The 18,653-nt window shown below is 33.7% G+C and carries 10 protein-coding genes; 1 reads left to right on the top strand and 9 read right to left on the bottom strand.

Translation table 11 applies throughout. The features are described from left to right. Nucleotides 1-22: 22 nt before the first annotated feature. The 8 genes from ACHMWN_RS12530 to ACHMWN_RS12565 all read right to left on the bottom strand — a co-directional run bounded on the left by ACHMWN_RS12530 (nucleotide 23) and on the right by ACHMWN_RS12565 (nucleotide 14,946). Nucleotides 23-1,186 carry a M14 family zinc carboxypeptidase gene (locus ACHMWN_RS12530; protein ID WP_397301549.1) on the bottom strand — a complete coding sequence of 388 codons (1,164 nt, stop codon included), beginning with the start codon at nucleotides 1,184-1,186 and terminating at the stop codon, nucleotides 23-25. A 17-nt stretch (nucleotides 1,187-1,203) separates the two neighbouring features. After that, on the bottom strand, nucleotides 1,204-4,086 hold the full coding sequence (locus tag ACHMWN_RS12535; RefSeq protein WP_397301551.1) for a prolyl oligopeptidase family serine peptidase: 2,883 nt from the start codon (nucleotides 4,084-4,086) through the stop codon (nucleotides 1,204-1,206). A 239-nt stretch (nucleotides 4,087-4,325) separates the two neighbouring features. Next, on the bottom strand, nucleotides 4,326-6,125 hold the full coding sequence (gene yidC / locus ACHMWN_RS12540; protein WP_397301552.1) for a membrane protein insertase YidC: 1,800 nt from the start codon (nucleotides 6,123-6,125) through the stop codon (nucleotides 4,326-4,328). Between the two features lie 20 nt (nucleotides 6,126-6,145). Then, entirely contained in the window at nucleotides 6,146-7,762 is a 1,617-nt protein-coding gene (locus ACHMWN_RS12545; RefSeq protein WP_397301555.1) for a CTP synthase, read from the bottom strand. Between the two features lie 199 nt (nucleotides 7,763-7,961). Further along, nucleotides 7,962-8,843 carry a family 16 glycosylhydrolase gene (locus ACHMWN_RS12550; protein WP_397301558.1) on the bottom strand — a complete coding sequence of 294 codons (882 nt, stop codon included), beginning with the start codon at nucleotides 8,841-8,843 and terminating at the stop codon, nucleotides 7,962-7,964. A gap of 48 nt (nucleotides 8,844-8,891) precedes the next feature. After that, a complete protein-coding gene (locus ACHMWN_RS12555; protein ID WP_397301560.1) occupies nucleotides 8,892-10,307 on the bottom strand; it encodes a PKD domain-containing protein in 1,416 nt (471 codons plus the stop codon). 11 nt (nucleotides 10,308-10,318) lie between these two features. Further along, nucleotides 10,319-11,830, bottom strand: coding sequence for a RagB/SusD family nutrient uptake outer membrane protein (locus ACHMWN_RS12560; RefSeq protein ID WP_397301563.1), 1,512 nt, complete (start codon nucleotides 11,828-11,830; stop codon nucleotides 10,319-10,321). An 11-nt stretch (nucleotides 11,831-11,841) separates the two neighbouring features. Further along, nucleotides 11,842-14,946, bottom strand: coding sequence for a SusC/RagA family TonB-linked outer membrane protein (locus ACHMWN_RS12565; protein WP_397301566.1), 3,105 nt, complete (start codon nucleotides 14,944-14,946; stop codon nucleotides 11,842-11,844). A 275-nt stretch (nucleotides 14,947-15,221) separates the two neighbouring features. On the opposite strand from ACHMWN_RS12565, the gene ACHMWN_RS12570 reads away from it, so the two are divergent. Beyond that, the gene (locus ACHMWN_RS12570; protein WP_397301569.1) at nucleotides 15,222-18,104 is read left to right on the top strand and encodes a triple tyrosine motif-containing protein; all 2,883 of its coding nucleotides are present in this window, start codon (nucleotides 15,222-15,224) and stop codon (nucleotides 18,102-18,104) included. Here ACHMWN_RS12570 and ACHMWN_RS12575 read toward each other — a convergent pair. Next, complete coding sequence (locus ACHMWN_RS12575) at nucleotides 18,101-18,631, bottom strand: hypothetical protein (RefSeq protein ID WP_397301572.1); 531 nt, start codon at nucleotides 18,629-18,631, stop codon at nucleotides 18,101-18,103. The two genes, ACHMWN_RS12570 and ACHMWN_RS12575, sit on opposite strands and share 4 nt — an antisense overlap. Between the last annotated feature and the right edge of the window lie 22 nt (nucleotides 18,632-18,653).

Raw genomic sequence — 18,653 nt, forward strand, 5'->3', positions numbered from 1 at the left:
AGAATAATTTATAACCTCCAACCTAATCTTTTTTAAAGAGGAGATTTCCATTTTCGAAAGATAATATAGTTTTATCCCCATCAAGTAATTCAAAATTAGCTGGTTGATACAATGTGATATTTCCATTTAAGGATAGGGAAGGTGAAGAATAATTTTGATACGCATCGCAAAAACTTAAATCTCCAATATCCTGAATGCTGTAGGTTTTAAAAGTACTACAACCATTACTACTTGGACATTCCTCGTAGTTAATGCCTATACTTACTTCAATTCCATCCAATACAATCCCGTGAATTAACACATGAAAAATTTGCTTATTGTTTTTAGGAATAACAAAGTAATTTTTCAAATCTTGCTGACTATAACTTTTTGTAGCAATGGAAAATAATCCCGATAGGATAGCTATGAAATAATGTTTTCTAATTTCTTGCTTCTCGTAATCGTTTGTATATCCACCAGCTTCAATTAAAATGGTTGAAGTGCCAGCTTTTTGAAAATTGTCTCCAAAAGCACGAGGTTCAAATTCATCATCAAATAAACCAATGTGTTTTGGTAGAAGTTGATCTAAATCGCTAAACATATCTGCAATCACCAACATTGCATTTTTTCGAGTTTCGTTAATGTTTAACTCTTCATCAAAAGCCGGAGCTAAAAAAGATAAAGTAGCAGGTTTTAAAGTTCCAGTTACACTCCATAACGTAACTTGATCGTGTAGATTAAAACCGAAATCAGGCTTAATAGCTGCTCTGCATTGTTTCAATACTTTCGCCTCGGGTGATACTTCTTTTAAAAAATCACGATTAATATCAATTTGCTGTGAATTTCTTCTCGTAAAAACTTCCGCACCATCAGGATTAACCATTGGAAGAATGAACAGTTGACATTTTTCTGATATCAGTTGTGCTAATGGATGATTGCTTTGCAAAAAATTAAAGAGATCAAATAAAGCCATTGTACCTGTAGCTTCATCGCCATGCATTTGGCTCCATAGCATTATTTTAGTAAAGCCGTTTCCGTATTTAACAAGATTAATGCTTTTACCTTTTACCGATTGACCAAGCTCCTTAATTTCAAAATCAGCTGGTAATTGGTTTACTAAATCAACTATTGTGTTATGCTTAAAAAAGCGGTCTTTCAACCGCTTTTCTTTAACTGTTTCGTAAGTATCAAATACAGATTTTATCATTGTTAACCGAAAACTAATTAGGGTTTATCATCTGTTAGCTCAAAACCCCAAGTTCTACCTTTATCTACAGCAGATACTCCGCTTGTCATCCATACCGGAGCTTTAGCACCTTTTAAATAGTAATCAAAAAACTGTTGCTCTCTAATTTGAATATCTTTTCTGTTCTGACGTTGCACCAAATTGTGCGCTTCGTTGTTGTAATTTAACAACCAAACCGGTTTGCCTAAACGTTTTAAACCTGTAAACATCTCAATACCTTGGTACCAAGGCACAGCTCCATCCGCATCATTACTCATAATAACAACAGGTGTTTTTACTTTAGGTAAATTAAATAATGGTGAATTTTCTATGTACAATTCAGGTTTTTCCCATAAGGTAGCACCAATTCTACTTTGCGTTTTTTCATATTGAAACTGTCTGTTCATACCGCTTTCCCAGCGAATACCACCATAAGCAGATGTCATGTTTACTACTGGTGCACCAGCCCAAGCAGCAGCGTACATATCTGTTGCGGTAATTAAATGTGCAACTTGGTAACCGCCCCAACTCTGACCTTGAATACCAATTTTAGTTCCATCTACCCATGCATTTTTCTTTAAACTTTCTACACCTGAATTGATAAATTCTTCTGCAGACTTACCAGGGTGACCAGTTTCATAACTAATGTCTGGTGCAAAAACCAAATAACCATTACTTACAAAAAACGGAATATTTAAACGCGATGGCGTAGGAGCAGGGGCATTATAAGTATATAATCCTTCTGAAAGTTTTTCATAAAAATAAACTAGCATTGGGTACTTTTTAGTTGGATCGAAGTTTTCTGGTTTGTATAAAATACCTTCAGATTTATATCCTTTTGGTGTAGTCCATTTCACCAATTCTGCAGTGCCCCAATTGTAATTAGCTTGCTGAGGATTTGTGCTACTTAACTTCAACGCTGTTTTTAAATTATCTTTTGATAGATAAACATCAGGCGAAATAGTGTAATTTCCTTTATCAAAAAGGATAGCATCTGCATCTTTCGCTTTCACTAAATTAGAATATTTAAATGGAGCCATAATCACTAATTCAGGCGCTTTGTTATCATTCAATGCCTTGCGATAAAAACCATTTTCTTTAGTCGTATTGTTAAATGCATCTAACCATAGTACTTCTTTTTTAGTAAGAAATTTAGCATCAGGATTAATTCTTTCTACACGGAATGTGATATTATTAGTTCTACCAAAACCGTTGGTTAAATTCTTAGCTGAAGTTCCATCAGGAGAAAATTGCCAAATATCATAGCGATCGTACAATAAAACTGCTTTATCTTCTTCTAACCATCCTGCAACGCCATAACTATTTGGATCATCAGGTACATCATTCTCTTCATCGTAAAATTTCGCCGTCATGTTAGCCGTAATAATGTATGTTTTTCCAGTAGCCACTTGGTAGGTTTTCCAAAGTTTCACTTTCTTATCATAATATAGAATGTAATTGCCGTCAGGCGATGCAGAAGCATTTCCATCTAAGCTTTCTATAATTTTTTTACGAACACCAGTTTTAACATCCACTAAATAATAATCACGTATCGAACCACCAGTCCACTGAGATGGAATACGATTTCCATAATCTGTTGATGCCAATACAAAGGCAGCATTTCCTTCATTTACCAAATTAGCATCAGGAAGTTTTGCATCAGTTAAAGGCACAATTTTAGGGTCAGTGCCATAAATATCAATTGTAGTTAAGTAGCTTCTTTTAGCTTCGCGATCTGCGTTTTTTAATTGCATTGGTTGCAAATAATCATCTTTATACCCCCAAATATCCAACTTGGCATTTTCGAAATCTACTAATGTTGTATCTTTTGCCTTTTTAATTGGCGCAATACCGAAAAATAATCTATTTCCATCTTTACTAAAAGTAACTCTTCCATCACCACTCACTGCAAATTTTGCAGGCATGCCTGGCATATCGTTATCCACTAAAATTTGAGCAGTATCAAGTGTTAACGAATTATAGTAAACATTAAAGTCTTTAATTTCTGTTTTCTCAGGACTAGTTTCTCCTAAAAAAGCCAAGTGTTCACTTTCATCATCAAACGTAAAATTCTTAAAGTTTCCTTTGCCTTTTACTAGACTTTTTAATAGTCCACTTTCTGTATTTAATAAGAATACGCCTTGTGGAGCTGTTTTATCCTTTTTAGATCCAGTACAAGCAAAAACCAATTGCTTACCATCTTTACTAAATGCATAATCGCTCACAAACTTGTACGTTCTTTCTACACCAGTAGTTAAATTTTTTACAATTAAATCTGTTCCTTCCTTTGCAGTAGCACCAGCAGGTTCGTCATCTGCAAAATAATCTTCTTCACTATCGTTTTTTTGCTCAGTAGTTGGAGTTACAGGCTTTACTTTTTTACTAGTATCAGGAGTTTTTTCCAAGTTGTAAGCTAATATAGCAGCTCCATTTTCTGGAAACCTGAAAGATTTTACTCTAGGTATTTTAATGATGGCTAACGTAGTTAAGTTGGCAATGCCTAAAGTATCTTTCGTCATCTCGTCTGGTTTTTTCTTTTTGATTTTAGCCAACCGAGTGTCTTTATACCAAGGTTTAATGGCAAAAGCTGCAAATTTAGAATCGGCACTAAATAAAGTAGAATTAGATCGTACTTCGAAACCTAATTGAGGTGGAGTTCCTCTCGAAACCTGTATTTTTTGTGCAGTTGCACTATTTTGGAAATATAAATTTGCATCTCCTTCTTGCTGATTGATAACATATGCAGCCCACAATCCATTATTCGAAAACTGTTTTGCGCCTACAGCTTCCCATTTATCATAAACAGAATGATCTAGTGGCTTCTTTTGTGCATAAACTACACTAGCAAATAATAAAAAAAGTAAGGTTAATTTTTTTTGCATGATTATAAAATAGTTATGAGAGTAAATCTTATCTGACTTTAAAAATTGCAAATTTTATGCATAATTCTACTATGTGTATATCAAATTTTACAAAAGTATCGTGTTTTTTCATTTGTTCATTACTTGTTTCCAAACTTGATTGAAAATATTAAGCAAAAAAAACCGCAAATGTTCAGATAAAATCTGCGCATTTGCGGCTATTTACTTTAGTAGTTTTAGTTAAAAGCTACCAACTGTAATTATTTTCCTTTTTTCTCTTGCGTTTTAGCTTGTGCTTGTGTACGCATATAATCATCTAAACGAGATTGGAATTTAGATTTTTTCTTTTCACTTTGTGGTTTTGCTTTATTTTCTTGCAAAATAGCATGAATTTTATCATCGTTAACCATTCTTCTAATTAAGTATTGTTGTAAGAAGGTTAGCATGTTAGCTAAGAAATAATAATAGTTTAAGCCTGATGGATAGCTATTTAACACACCTAAGAAAATGATTGGCATAATGTAACCAATGTATTTCATCTGTCCAGTTGCACCAGAAATTTGGTTATTAAAGTAGGTGTAAATCAATGTCGAGATGGTCATCAACACACACATTAAACTTAAGTGATCACCAATAAATGGAACAGTAAAACCAAATTTTATAAAATCATCATAAGTAGATAAGTCGTGCATCCATAAGAAAGTTTGACCTCTTAATTCGAATAAATTAGGGAAGAAGAAGAAGAACGCCATTACAAAAGGCAACTGCAATAACATTGGTAAACATCCACCTAATGGATTTACCCCCACTTTTTTATAGAGTTTTAAATATTCTTGTTGCAAAAGCGTAGCATTATCTTCACCAACTTTGGCTTTAATTTCATCCATTTCTGGCTTCAAAATTCTCATTTTAGCCATTGAGATGTAAGATTTATAGGTTAATGGCGACATCGCTAATTTTAGCAAAATAGTTAATACTAGAATAATCAAGCCGTAACCCCAACCAAAGCTTTCTAAAAACTGGAATACTGGTAATACTATAAAACGGTTGATATATTTTAAAGGCCAATAACCCATATCAACTTGTTTCTCTATACTTTGACCTTGTGCTTTTAAGTTGTCAAATTTGTTATTACCGAAGTAAAACTTCATTGCATAACTCTCTGCAGCTAAGTTTTTAAATGGCAATTGCATATTAGCACCATACCATTTAATTTTTCCAGGTTCTGTGCTGATTTTAACTTCTAGATCACCTTTTTCAAAAGGAACTTGCGGAATCAACACTGCTGAGAAAAACTGTTGTTTAAATGAGAACCATTCTATTTTCCCTTCTTTAAGTTCTTCTTTAACATCTTTCCCTACATTTAAATGATCAGGATTTTTATCTGTGTATTTATAGAAAGGAGCTGAATGTTCTTGCTCTTTTTTAGCAGATTTTTCTTGTTCTAATAAAGTGGTTTCCCAATTTAAAGTAACCGTATTTCCTTGTACAGCTTGGTTTAAACCATTTAGGTTAATGTTAAAATCAACATTGTTGCCATTCGGTTTTAAGCCATATACAAACTCAATGTATTTATCCGCACTATAGTTAGCACGCATACTAATGTTGGTTGCTGTTTGTGTAGCAGTAAAATACAAATTGTTGGTATTTACAATTTTACCGTCAATGTTAAGATTTAAACCAAATTTATTATCTGAGCCGTTAAATAAAATTAATGGCTTACCACCGTAGGTATGTTCTTTTTTAACTTCAACAGATAATATTTTACCACCTAAATTAGTGAAGGTTAATTTCAAATTATCGTTTTCTAAAACTGAAGTTTGTGCGGTGCCAGCAATATTGCCGCCAAATGGACCTGATAAAGTTGCGGAATCTGGTTTTGCTGGTGTTGTTGGTTGTGCTACAACCGGTGTAGTTTTTACTCCAGCTTTTGCTAATGAGTCTGCAGTAATTTTAGCTCTTTCTTTTTTGATATCAGCCTCGCTAGGCTTCATGAAAAAAACAGCTGCTCCTAAAATAACCATGATCAGGAACAGACCTGTAAATGTATTTCTATCCATTATGTTGTTTTAAACTTGTATTATATTGTTTTCTTTTTGGCGTGCTCCATTGCAGCGGCGACAAATTTAACAAAAAGTGGGTGAGGATTTGCAACAGTTGACTTTAATTCTGGATGAAATTGTCCACCAACGAAAAAAGGATGGTTTTTTAACTCTACAATCTCTACTAAATTGCTATCAGGATTAACACCAGAAGCTATCATTCCAGCATCTTCATATTGCTGTAAATATTTATTGTTAAACTCATAGCGATGTCTGTGTCTTTCAGTAATATGCTGTTTTCCGTATGCTGAGAAGGCTTTTGTTCCTTTTTTAACATCGCATGGATATGCACCTAAACGCATTGTTCCACCTTTTAATGTGATGTTTTTCTGTTCTTCCATCATGTTAATTACAGGATGTTCAGAATTTTCATCAATTTCTGTTGTATTTGCATTTTTCAGGCCTAAAATATTGCGACCATATTCAATTACTGCACATTGCATTCCTAAACAGATACCAAAGAACGGAATTTCGTTTTCTCTTACGAATTTAATTGCTTCAATTTTTCCTTCAATACCACGACTACCAAATCCTGGAGCTACTAAAACACCTTGCAAATGGCCTAATTTTTCTTTTACATTATCAGGGTAAATGCTTTCTGATGGAATATATTCAACGCGAACTTTACATTCATTTTTTGCGCCTGCATGAATAAATGCTTCGGTAATAGATTTATACGCATCTGGTAATTCTACATATTTACCAACTAAACCAATTCTAACATCCGCAGTAGGATTTTTTAAACGACCCAAGAAATCTTTCCAGCTTTCCATGTCAGGTTCGTTTTTAGTTGGCAATTTTAATTTAGCTAAAACTGTTTTATCCAACTGCTCTTTCATCATCAACAAAGGCACACTATAAATAGAAGATGCATCTATAGATTCGATTACAGCATTCACATTAACATTACAGAAAAGGGCAATTTTTTTACGAATATCCGCACTAATATGGTGTTCTGTACGGCAAACTAAAATATCAGGTTGGATACCATATTCTAGTAATGCTTTAACAGAGTGTTGTGTAGGTTTTGTTTTTAGTTCTCCAGCTGCAGCTAAATAGGGAACTAAAGTTAAGTGAATAACAATTGCATTATTTGAACCTTCTTCCCATTTAAACTGACGAACCGCCTCTACAAATGGTAAGGATTCTATATCCCCAACTGTTCCACCAATTTCAGTAATAACAATATCGTAATCCCCACTTTCGCCCAAAATACGCATGTTACGTTTAATTTCGTCGGTAATGTGCGGTACAACTTGAACGGTTTTTCCTAAATAATCGCCTTGTCTTTCTTTATTGATTACATTTTGATAAATACGACCTGTGGTAATATTATTTGCTTGAGAAGTTGGTGTGTTTAAAAAACGCTCATAGTGGCCTAAGTCCAAATCTGTTTCGGCTCCATCTTCAGTAACATAGCACTCGCCATGTTCGTAAGGATTTAATGTGCCCGGATCAATGTTGATATAAGGGTCGAATTTTTGAATGGTTACTCGGTAACCTCTTGCTTGTAAAAGTTTGGCTAATGAAGCGGAGATGATGCCCTTACCTAATGAGGAAGTAACACCGCCCGTAACAAAAATATACTTAGTCATGTTTGTGAGTTTGTGAAATTAAGCGGGCTTTATGGCCTTTTTAATTGTTTTTGTACGGGATACAAAGCTACACAAAAATATGATTTGAGTGACTAAATGTTTAAATAAATTATTTGATTGATAGTGAGTGACTAATCGGAAAAGTAGTTAAAAAAAATGTCCAGACTAAGCTGGACATTTAATTAAAGATAGTTTGTAACTATTTTTCGATCATTTTGTAATAACGTACATAGTCAACTTCCATTTTTTGTGGGAAAATGGAATCATCAATTCCTTGAGCGCCACCCCAATCGCCACCAATGGCTAAATTTAACAACAAGTGAAATCTTTTATCGAAAGGCCAAACTTTGTAACCAGTACCTTCATTGGCAAATTCGAATACCATTGCATCATCGTAATAACCACGAATAGCGTAGGGGGTCCAATCAACTCTGTATTTATGAAAAGCAGTACTTGCGTCAGAAATAGTTTTGGTACTTGTTTTTTGAGTGTTAATCTTAAAATAATAAGCTTCTGTATGTGTTGTGAAATGCACATTATTTTGATCGTAACCAACATGTTCCATGATATCTATTTCACCAGATTTAGGCCAATCTCCGTAGGTTCTATCTGTTGGCAACATCCAAATTGCGGGCCAGGTGCCTTTTCCAGTTGGTAATTTTGCGCTAACTTCAATTCTGCCATACAATACATCTAGTTTATTTCTGGTTACTAAACGAGCAGAGGTATAAGCCATACCATTCATACTTTCTTTTTTGGCTGTTATACTCAATTTTCCATCAGCTACGCTAGCGTTGGCTAATGCATTTGTATAATATTCTTTCTCGTTATTTCCCCAACCAGAGCCACCAAGATCATAATCCCATTTTGCAGTTGCAGGTAAACCTGTATAATCAAATTCATCTGCCCAAAACGGTGTACTTTCAAAAGCCCAATTTTTATCTACCACAACAACGGGTGCTGGTGGAATAATAACAGGTTCTTCTACTTCTTTACCAGATGAGCACGATTGACAAGAAAATATGAAACCAGCTGAGAGTGCAATTAAGAAATATGCATTTTTAATTTTTCTATAAATCATAGTAACTTAGTTTATAAAGCCTGGTTGAAAAACCAGGCTTTTTTGTTTCTATTTAAATTCGAAATCGTCAATATAGAAAATTCCTGGATTTGGATGTCCTTCACCACCTAATTGTACTACAATTTTATCGTACAAAGTTTCTGATGCCCAACCAGAGTAATCAAACTCCAATTGCACCCAAGTATTGTACTGTGCCGGAGTAATTGTTTTTACAACTTCTAATTGGGTTGTCCATGCGTTGCCACCCAATAATGAGTTTTGCAATTTAATAGAAACTGTTGATCCAACTTTTGTAAAATCGTTTCCTCCAGGGAAAAATACTTTTAATTTAATTTTATTTTTTGTGGTTAAATCGAAACGATAAGGCATGGTAACGTTTAAGTTTCCATACTGACCATCAGAACCAGTTCTTTTCTCGTAATAACCAACCTTAGCAGATGTATTTACTGGGAATTTTGATGGATTATCGTAAGATCTAGTATAATCCATGTTCTCTGCATTCCATGTAATTGAAGAAGTGCTTTGGAAGTCATCAGTAAGATTAGCTGCTTGCATTGGTTTTTGAACTGGAGGTACAACTGGTCTTACATACCCTTTTCTAATCAATTTCAAATACCAAGCGTTACCAGCATTCGATTTATCTAAACATCTCAACCACATTTCATCATCAGTTAATGAAAGAATTTGATATTGAGATACACCTAAATAATAGGCTATAAATCCATTATTGCTAATCGTGATATATTTAACACCATTTACTGTAGTAACTAACCATGTTAAATTGGTAGGAGGTGTGTAGTTTACTGTAGGGTCATTGGTCCCTGTTGGTCCACCAATACCAGGTGCATTTGAAGCATTGGCAAAAGTAGTTCCATTATTAGCATAGGTGTACTTCAATGAATTCATGTTAAATGTCATCTCATCATCGTAAAACCCATTAGTGGCTTTCTCATTTGGATTCGCTTGATACCAATCTGGGAATTGAGAGCCAATAGGACCTACACCTAAATGACCTTGTTGTGTTTGATCAATTACCCAGGTTTTACCCGTTAAATTAGATAAACCACCAGAAAGTGTCGTAAATGCAGGGTCGGTAAGCATAGCTGGATTTGTATTAGCAACGACAACTGTTTTAGTGCTCGATGCATATCCACCATCAGTTACAATGGTTAATTTAACAGTATATGTTCCAGCTAAAGGATATGAAGCTTGTGCATCTGTACCTTCAGCAGTTGCTCCATTTCCAAAATCCCAAATGGCTCTAAAACCTGGACTAGTACTTTTAAAATTAATAATATTAGCATTTGTAGACGTTGGGGTTGCCGTGAATTGAACTTGTGCTGAAGTAGGAGCAGCACCCAATTCTTTCATAGAATCTTCTTTCTTACAAGAACCCAATATAGTCAACATCAGACCTAAACTAAGCCAGATTGATGTTTTTATCGTGTTTTTTAATGATTTCATTTTTTTAATGATTAATTAATATAACCTGGATTTTGTTTAATAACTCCTTTAGTAACATCAATTTCTGTTTGAGGAATTGGCAAATATTCGCTTTTGTTAGCTTTAAAGCCGACCGGACCTAAAACAGTAACTGCTTTACCGGTACGCACTAAGTCAAAGAAACGGTGTCCTTCAGTAGCTAATTCTAATCTACGTTCGTTATAAATATTATCTAACGTAGCTGGAACAGATGTTAAGCCAACTCTACCTCTAACTGCATCTAATAATTCTTTAGCTCTTGTAGGGTTTGAACCTGCTTTCACTAAAGCTTCAGCTTGCATTAAATAAGTATCTGCTAATCTAATTTCAATTTCATTAATTGGCCAATTTTGTTCGGCAACACCACTCGCAGAGCGGAAAGTTTTTAATGGTGCATACTTTTTAATGAAATAATCTGTGTTTTGGTAACGAGCATTGTAAGTTGCACCTGCCGCTTTTAATGCAGCACCATCAATAATGGTAGCAGCAAAACGTGGATCAGTTTTTAATGCGTTTACTAAATCTAAAGTTACTGGACAGAAACCCCAACCGCTTGAGTAAGTGTCGCCATTATAACTATCCATACCAATAAACTGAGTACCAACATTACCTTCACCACCGTTAATCCAACCCCAATCTGACCATGCAGCATTGTTTGAGTGAGGGATTTCTAGGATTGATTCTGAATTGAATTTATTTGCAGGATTAAAAATATCAGCATAATTTCCCAATAAAGCATAACCATATGCATTTCCAACTTTATTAACATCCTCAAACAAAGTAATAGCTTCAGCTAATTTTGCATTATCATTTTCATACAATAATACTTTTGCTAGTTGCGCTTTTGCAGCACCCATTGAAATTCTTCCTTTTTCTGTAGCAGAGATTATTGGAGGTAAACCTGGATAAGCTTCTCTTAAATCTTTTTCTATCTGAGCATAAATTTGAGCAGGAGTAGACTGAACTTGTTTGTATAAATCATCAGTTGCTAAAACCGAAGTGATTAAAGGAACCCTTCCAAAGAAACGAACTAAATCGAAATAGAAATAAGCTCTTAAAAATTTAGCTTCAGCAGTTACTCTTGTTTTAAATGCAGCACTTAATGTAGTTGCTTTTTCAATTTTACTTAATATTAAGTTAGCACGATTAATTCCAGTATAATTTTTACTCCATAATCCGCCTTGTGGGCCAATTCTTGGGTCCATTTTGAAATTATCATAAGCAACCCAATTCGGTTGATCTGAGGCATTACTTCCTCCAGCCCAGCAATCATCAGAAGCTGCACTTAATAAAGGCATTTTCATAGTATATCCACCAGTTGTTCCCCATTGGGTAACATCATAAACAGAGATAATTCCCTGCATTACTTCGGTTTCATTTTTGTAAAAATTGTCTTCTAATGCAGTTCCTTTCGGCGTTAGCTCCAGAAAGTCTTTTTTACATGATACGAAAATCTGCATTACCGCAACTATTGCGATGGTACATTTTATATATTTTTTGTTCATCATTTCTATAATTAAAATCCAACATTTAAACCAGCGAAGAACGTTCTAGCTTGTGGGTAAAATCCACGATCTACACCGTAACTGCCACCACCAATTTCTGGATCATAGCCTGTATATTTAGTTAGGGTTAACAAGTTATTAGCCATCACATAAAACCTGAGTTTATTTAATCCAGCTTTGCTAACCAATTTAGTTGGTAATGAATAACCTATTTGCAAGGTTTTAATTCTAAAATATGAACCATCTTCAATAAATAAACTAGAAACACGGCTATAGTTCTTGTTGTCATCAGCTAAAGTAAGTCGAGGTGTTGTATTGCTAGTACCTGGTCCTGTCCATCTATTTAAAATAGCAGTGGTGTAATTTGCTGTTGGTAAATCAAATCTTCTTAATGCATTGAATATTTGGTTACCAGCAACCCCTTGTCCCAAAACAACTAAATCAAAACCTTTATAACCAGCACTAAAAGTTAATCCGTAAGTGAAATCTGGAGTTGGATCACCAATAATCTCTCTATCATCATCACTAATTAAACCATCGTTATTTAAATCACGGAATTTAATATCTCCAGGTTTTGCATTAGGCTGAATTAATCCACCTGCGCTATTTTTGTAATTGTTTACATCAGTTTGGGTTTGGAATAAACCATCGCTTCTATATCCATAGAAAGAACCAATCGCATGACCAACTTTAGTACGAGTAACTTCTAAACCTTGAGGTGTAACTGTTTGTCCACCTAAGAATTCTTTATCATCTCCTAAGAAATCAATGTTATTTGTTAATAATGAGGCATTTGCTACAACTCTAAAAGAGAAATCACCTATTTTTTTGTTATATCCTAGTTCAAGTTCGAAACCTTTATTAGATAAATCTGCAATATTACCAATAGGGCCAGAGTTACCTACATAACCTGGAACCGCAATTTGCAATAACATACCTGACGTTTTTTTGTGGTACCAATCTGCAGTAACCGTAAAATTGCCAAATAATGTTGCATCCATACCAATATCTGTAGATGAAGTTTCTTCCCATCTTAAATCAGGATTAGATAAAGCATCAGGACTTACGCCATTATTTAAGCCTGCTGAAGTTCCTAAAGTGTAATTTCTTCCACCGCTAACAGTTGATAAGTATCTAAAATCTCCAATATTATCATTACCAGTAACACCATAAGATCCTCTAAATTTCAAGAAAGTAACCACTTTGTTTTTAGGGAAGAAGCTTTCGTTACTTGTAATCCAGCCCACAGAACCTGATGGGAAATAACCATATTTATTGTTTGGTCCGAAACGTGATGAACCATCTCTACGAACAATACCAGTAAACAAATAACGCTCGTTATAATTATAGGTTAAACGACCAAACATTGAATTCAAGGTATTTAAGTATTCTCCACCATAAAATACATCATTCGTTCTAGAAACTGGGAACTGTAATGAAGCATCTTTAATGTTATTAACAGGAATACCGTCTTTAGATCCACCATTGGTTTCTCCTTTATTTTTTTGTGCTGAATAGCCCAATAAAACTGTGAAGTTATGCTTCTGAATAGCTTTAGTATAGCTAATTGTGTTTTCTAATGACCAGAATAAACCTCTATTATTATTTCTATTGTAAGAAGTAATTGTAGTCTGATTGATAGAATTTAAGTAGTAAATGGGGGTGAAGCTTTCGCTACCCCAGAAGGCTAAATCAACACCACCTTGTGATTTTAATTTTAAACCTTTAATAATTTCTACTTCAACAAATGCATTACCAACAATTTTATCAGACCAACCTTTACCTTGTGCAACTGCTAGGGCTGCTAAGGGATTTAAGATTTCTGATTGCGCATAACTAGAAATTCCATAAGGAAAGCCTTGTGCATTTCTAACTACAGGATTACCCGTATATAATGGCAAGTTGTATTTTGCTGGATCTGTTTCTACAATTGGAGTAAGAGGGTCAATATTTATTGCTCTATTTAATGGTGAGCCGTATTCAGTATTAGTTGAAACACCAACAGAATTTGTACGAGTATATCCAATAGTTTGCCCAAATCTAATCGCTTTAGCTAACTGATGTTCTGAATTAATACGAGCAGTAAATCTTTTGTAATTGGAATTATCGGATGCTACAATACCATCTTGATCAAAATAACCAAAAGAGCTGTAATATGTAGATTTTTCATTTCCACCACTTAAACTTAACTCGTGATTTTGAATTTTAGCACTCGTATTAAATACTGCTGATTGCCAATCTGTACCTACACCGTACTGAGATGGGTTAGGAAAACGTGGTGTACCAACAGATGGATTTGCAGCGAACTCTGCTTCATTATATAAAGTAGCATATTGAGTTGCGTTTAATAAATCCAATTTTCTTGAAGGAGCTTGTGTACCTAAATAAGTATTGTAACTAACTCTCGTTTTTCCGTCTTTATTTCCTTTTTTAGTAGTAACAAGAACTACACCATTTGCTGCTCTAGCTCCGTAAATAGCTGCAGAAGCTGCATCCTTTAGTACCTCAATAGATTCGATATCAGCTTGATTAAGATAATCAATACCTCCGCCAACCTGTACTCCGTCTACAATATATAAGGCCTCACTGTTGTTAATTGAAGTTGTACCTCTAATACGTAATGTAGCTCCGTCACCTGGTTGTCCAGAACTTGTAGTAATTGTTAAACCAGCTGTTCTACCTTGTAAAGATTGCTCAATACGTGTAACAGGCATATTCTCTAGGTCTGAAGCTTTCACTTGTGAAATTGCTCCTGTTACCACACTTTTCTTTTGAGTTCCATAACCAACTACAACAACTTCTTCTAATTCACCCTGTGAATCTGCCATTGCAATAGCAATTGGTTGAGTGTTATTAACTACAAACGTTTGCGTAGCCATACCAATTTGAGAAAATTCTAAAACCGAACCAGGTTTAGGAACTTTAATTCTAAATACACCATCTGCGCCAGTAGCAACACCAGTGTTTGTTCCCTGAATTTTTACGGATACTCCGGGTAGAGGTAACCCATCACTTTTGGAAGTTACTTTTCCTGACACATCAATTTCCTGTGCTCGAAGGCTCAGTGAAAAGAATAGGGAAAAGATCAAAAGAATGAACGTAGATTTTCCTTTCATAACAAATAATTTAAGTTTATATTTTGGTTAGTTCTATTTGCTAATCCTCAGGAGTAATCCGTCAATTTTAGCAAACGTCTTGTAACAAATATATAGCGTGAATTGACTAATAATGAAAAATAGACCCACAACAATACCCATACAACAGCGACTTTTTTCTTTAAAATTAGTATGAAAACGCATTATTGAACTACAACATTGATAAATTTAGTATCTTAAGCAATAATTAACTGTAATTAGTTACAACCAAATATTTACTATAAGGCCTTGATGAAATGAGATATTTTTTTCTGATCTTTTTGTTGGCAATCTTGCCTCAATTTTATTTAAAAGCACAAGACCCAATTGGCTTACCTCAGGTTAGTAGTTATTCTAGTTTAGAGTATAAAGGGGGAACTCAAAATTGGGGGATCGCTCAAGACCGGAATGGAATTTTATATTTCGCAAATAACGAAGGTCTATTAACATATAATGGTGCATATTGGAAAATCTATCCAACACCAAATAAGACAATTATTAGATCAGTTAAAATTGATGTAGATGGTAAGATCTATATTGGTGGTCAAGATGAAATTGGATATTTCTCACCAAATGAATACGGTGTATTAACTTATCATTCTTTAAAATACCTTATCCCAACTAAAGATAGGCAGTTTGCAGATGTATGGGATATTGTTTTTAATGGTAAAGAAATTTATTTTAGAACAGTAAATAAAATAATTCGCTTTAATGCTAATAAAGTTGATGTCTATCCTACACCAATTGCTTGGGTTTACATGGGGAAAGTAGAGCATAGAGTTTATGCTCAAGAAATAAATATTGGATTAAAAGTATTTAATGCTGGAAAATGGGATGTCATTTGCAATGACAAAAGAATTATAAGCGGGAATGTTACTTCTGTTTTACCTTATAATGGAGATACATTATTAATTACTACTTTAAATGATGGTCTTTTTCTCTTGATAGGAAAAGAATTAATTAATAAGAAAACTGCAGAAGATAAAATTTTTTATAACGATAGGATTAATGGCGCCATCCAAATTAATAAAGATTTATATGCATTGGGAACTACCTCCTCAGGATTACTGATTATTAATCGTAAAGGTTCTTTAATTAGGCAATTTTCATACACTGAGGGATTGTACAATAGTAATATTAGAAATATATTATTGGATCAACATCAAAATTTGTGGCTCGGTCTTGATGATGGGATTTCATTTATTGCCTTTAATAGTGCAATAAAGCATATTTATCCCGATAGGAAAAAACAAGTTTCTAGTTATGCCAGTAGAATTTTTGATGATAGACTTTATGTAGGGACATCAAATGGGGTCTTTTCTGCTCCAATAAACACGAAACAAGAAGATTTAAGCAATTCTCAGTCTCAATTCTCAGAAGTAGTAAACACTAAAGGTCAAACATGGGGCTTAGCGGAAATAAATAAGCACCTTTTATTGGCAAATGAAGATGGAACATCAGTAATTGATGGTAATAATGCTAAACAATTATATAAAGGATTGGGAACTTGGCTGTTTTCGCCAATTGCAAAAGGTAATAGTAATGTTATTGCTGGAACTTATACAGGACTACAATATATTAGTTATAAAGATAATGAGTTTAGTAATAGAGGAACAATAGCTGCTTTAAATGAACCTTTAAGGTTTATGGCTGTGGATGAAAAATTGAATTGTATTTGGGCTTCACACCCTTACCGAGGCATTTTTAAGATAGATCTATCGCCAGATAAGCAAAAAATGATTAAAACAACATTGCTAACACAAAAAGATGGTTTGCCTTTTACCCTATATAATTATGTATTTAAGGTAAAAAATCGAATAGTTGCAGCAACAGCTGATGGTATTTATGAATACGATTCAGCCAAGAAAAAATTTAAACCTAGTCAATTTTTTAGGCCAATTTTTAAAAAGCTATCTATTCAATATTTAAATGAAGATCCAGATGGAAATATCTGGTTTGTAACCACAAAAAAAGTAGGAGTAGTTGACTTTAATAAAACTCGAAATAGTAGTTTTACTATTGTTGAATTTCCTGAATTAACCTCTAAAATTGTTGCGGGCTTTGAAAACATCTATCCTTATAATGATCGAAATATATTTATAGGAGCAAATAAAGGGTTGATTCATATAGACTATAGAAAATATGCTGCCAATATTTTTAAACCAAATGTATTATTAGGTCAAATTCGTATCGCGGGTAAAACTGATAGCGTTTTTTTTGGTGGGTATTTTACTGGAGAAAGAAGGGCTAAACAGAAATTATCGTTTGAATATAACTCTCTTCATTTTGAATATGCATCAACTTTGTTTGAACAAAAGGAGAATATAGAATTTAGTTATAAACTACAAGGGTATGATGATGATTGGTCTGTGTGGAGTAGTAAAAGTGAAAAAGATTATACCAATTTAGCTCATGGCAAATATGTTTTTTGGGTTAAAGCTAGAAATAATCTAGGAAATGAATCTAAATCAATAAGCTATGCATTTACTATTTCTCCTGCTTGGTATAGGAGTAATGTTGCTTATGTTTTTTACTTCGTGCTATTTATTTATATGTTGTACTTATTAATTAAGGTTCAAGAAAAGGAACATAAAAAACAACAAGATAATCTAAGGCAAAAACATCAATTAGAAATAGAGAGAAACGAACAACAAATTACTAAACTTCAAAAAAAGCAACTAGAAGCAGATGTAGAATTTAAGAATAAAGAGTTAGCAACTACAACAATGCACTTGGTTCAAAGGGGTAAATTATTATCTAAAATAGGAGATGAGCTTTTGCCTTTAGTACAAGAAACTACAAGCAAGGATACTGCTAATGATTTAAAAAAAGTAATCCGATTATTAAACGAGGCAAAAAAACTAGATAACGATTGGGAGCAATTTTCAATACATTTTGACCATGTACACGCAAATTTCTTAAGTAATTTAAAGGAAAAATATCCAAATCTTAGTCCTAGTGATTTAAAACTATGTGCCTATTTAAAACTCAATTTATCGTCAAAAGAAATCTCTCAATTATTAAATATAACGCCGAGAGCTGTAGAGGTAAGTAGATATAGGCTAAGAAAAAAATTGAATTTAAAACCAGAAGTAAATCTATTCGATTTTCTTTTAAATACTTCTCCAAAAAGCACTTAGCAACATTTATAATATATTTTTACTTTTTGATCTTTTGCTGACCAAGCAATATAGATTTTAGTATCTTTCCCTAAACGATAATCGAAACCATTTAATTTACTTGCTTTTAATTCTTCGTAAAAAGCTTTATCAGGTGTATTATTGTCAGGCTTTTCTTGTTCTGTAATGGCTGGCATTAAGAAATGTTCTTCATCTAAAAAGAAGTTAACCTCATCCTCTAAAAACTTGATTTTCTCATCTTCCTTTTTTAAATCGGCACTGGCTAAATAGCTTTTTAATAGTTCTTCAGCTTTAATCTCTTTTTTATAAACCTGTGCACTTTTATAGCTTGTAATTGTAAACAACAAGCTCATGTTTTTAGATTCAGTTCCTTTTAAAGCAATTTTAAAAGTGTCTAGTTGTGCAGTATCTGTAAATGATTTTAGAGCAGTTTTTTCTATATTGATAGCTACTTTCTTTTCATTTTTAGTAGTGCAAGAAGTGATTACAAAGGCAACAAATAGAAGCGGTAAAGGAAAGCTTTTCATAGGAATTGATTTACTTCGAAGA

This window comes from Pedobacter sp. UC225_61, assembly GCF_044452285.1.
In the GTDB taxonomy this organism is placed as follows: domain Bacteria; phylum Bacteroidota; class Bacteroidia; order Sphingobacteriales; family Sphingobacteriaceae; genus Pedobacter.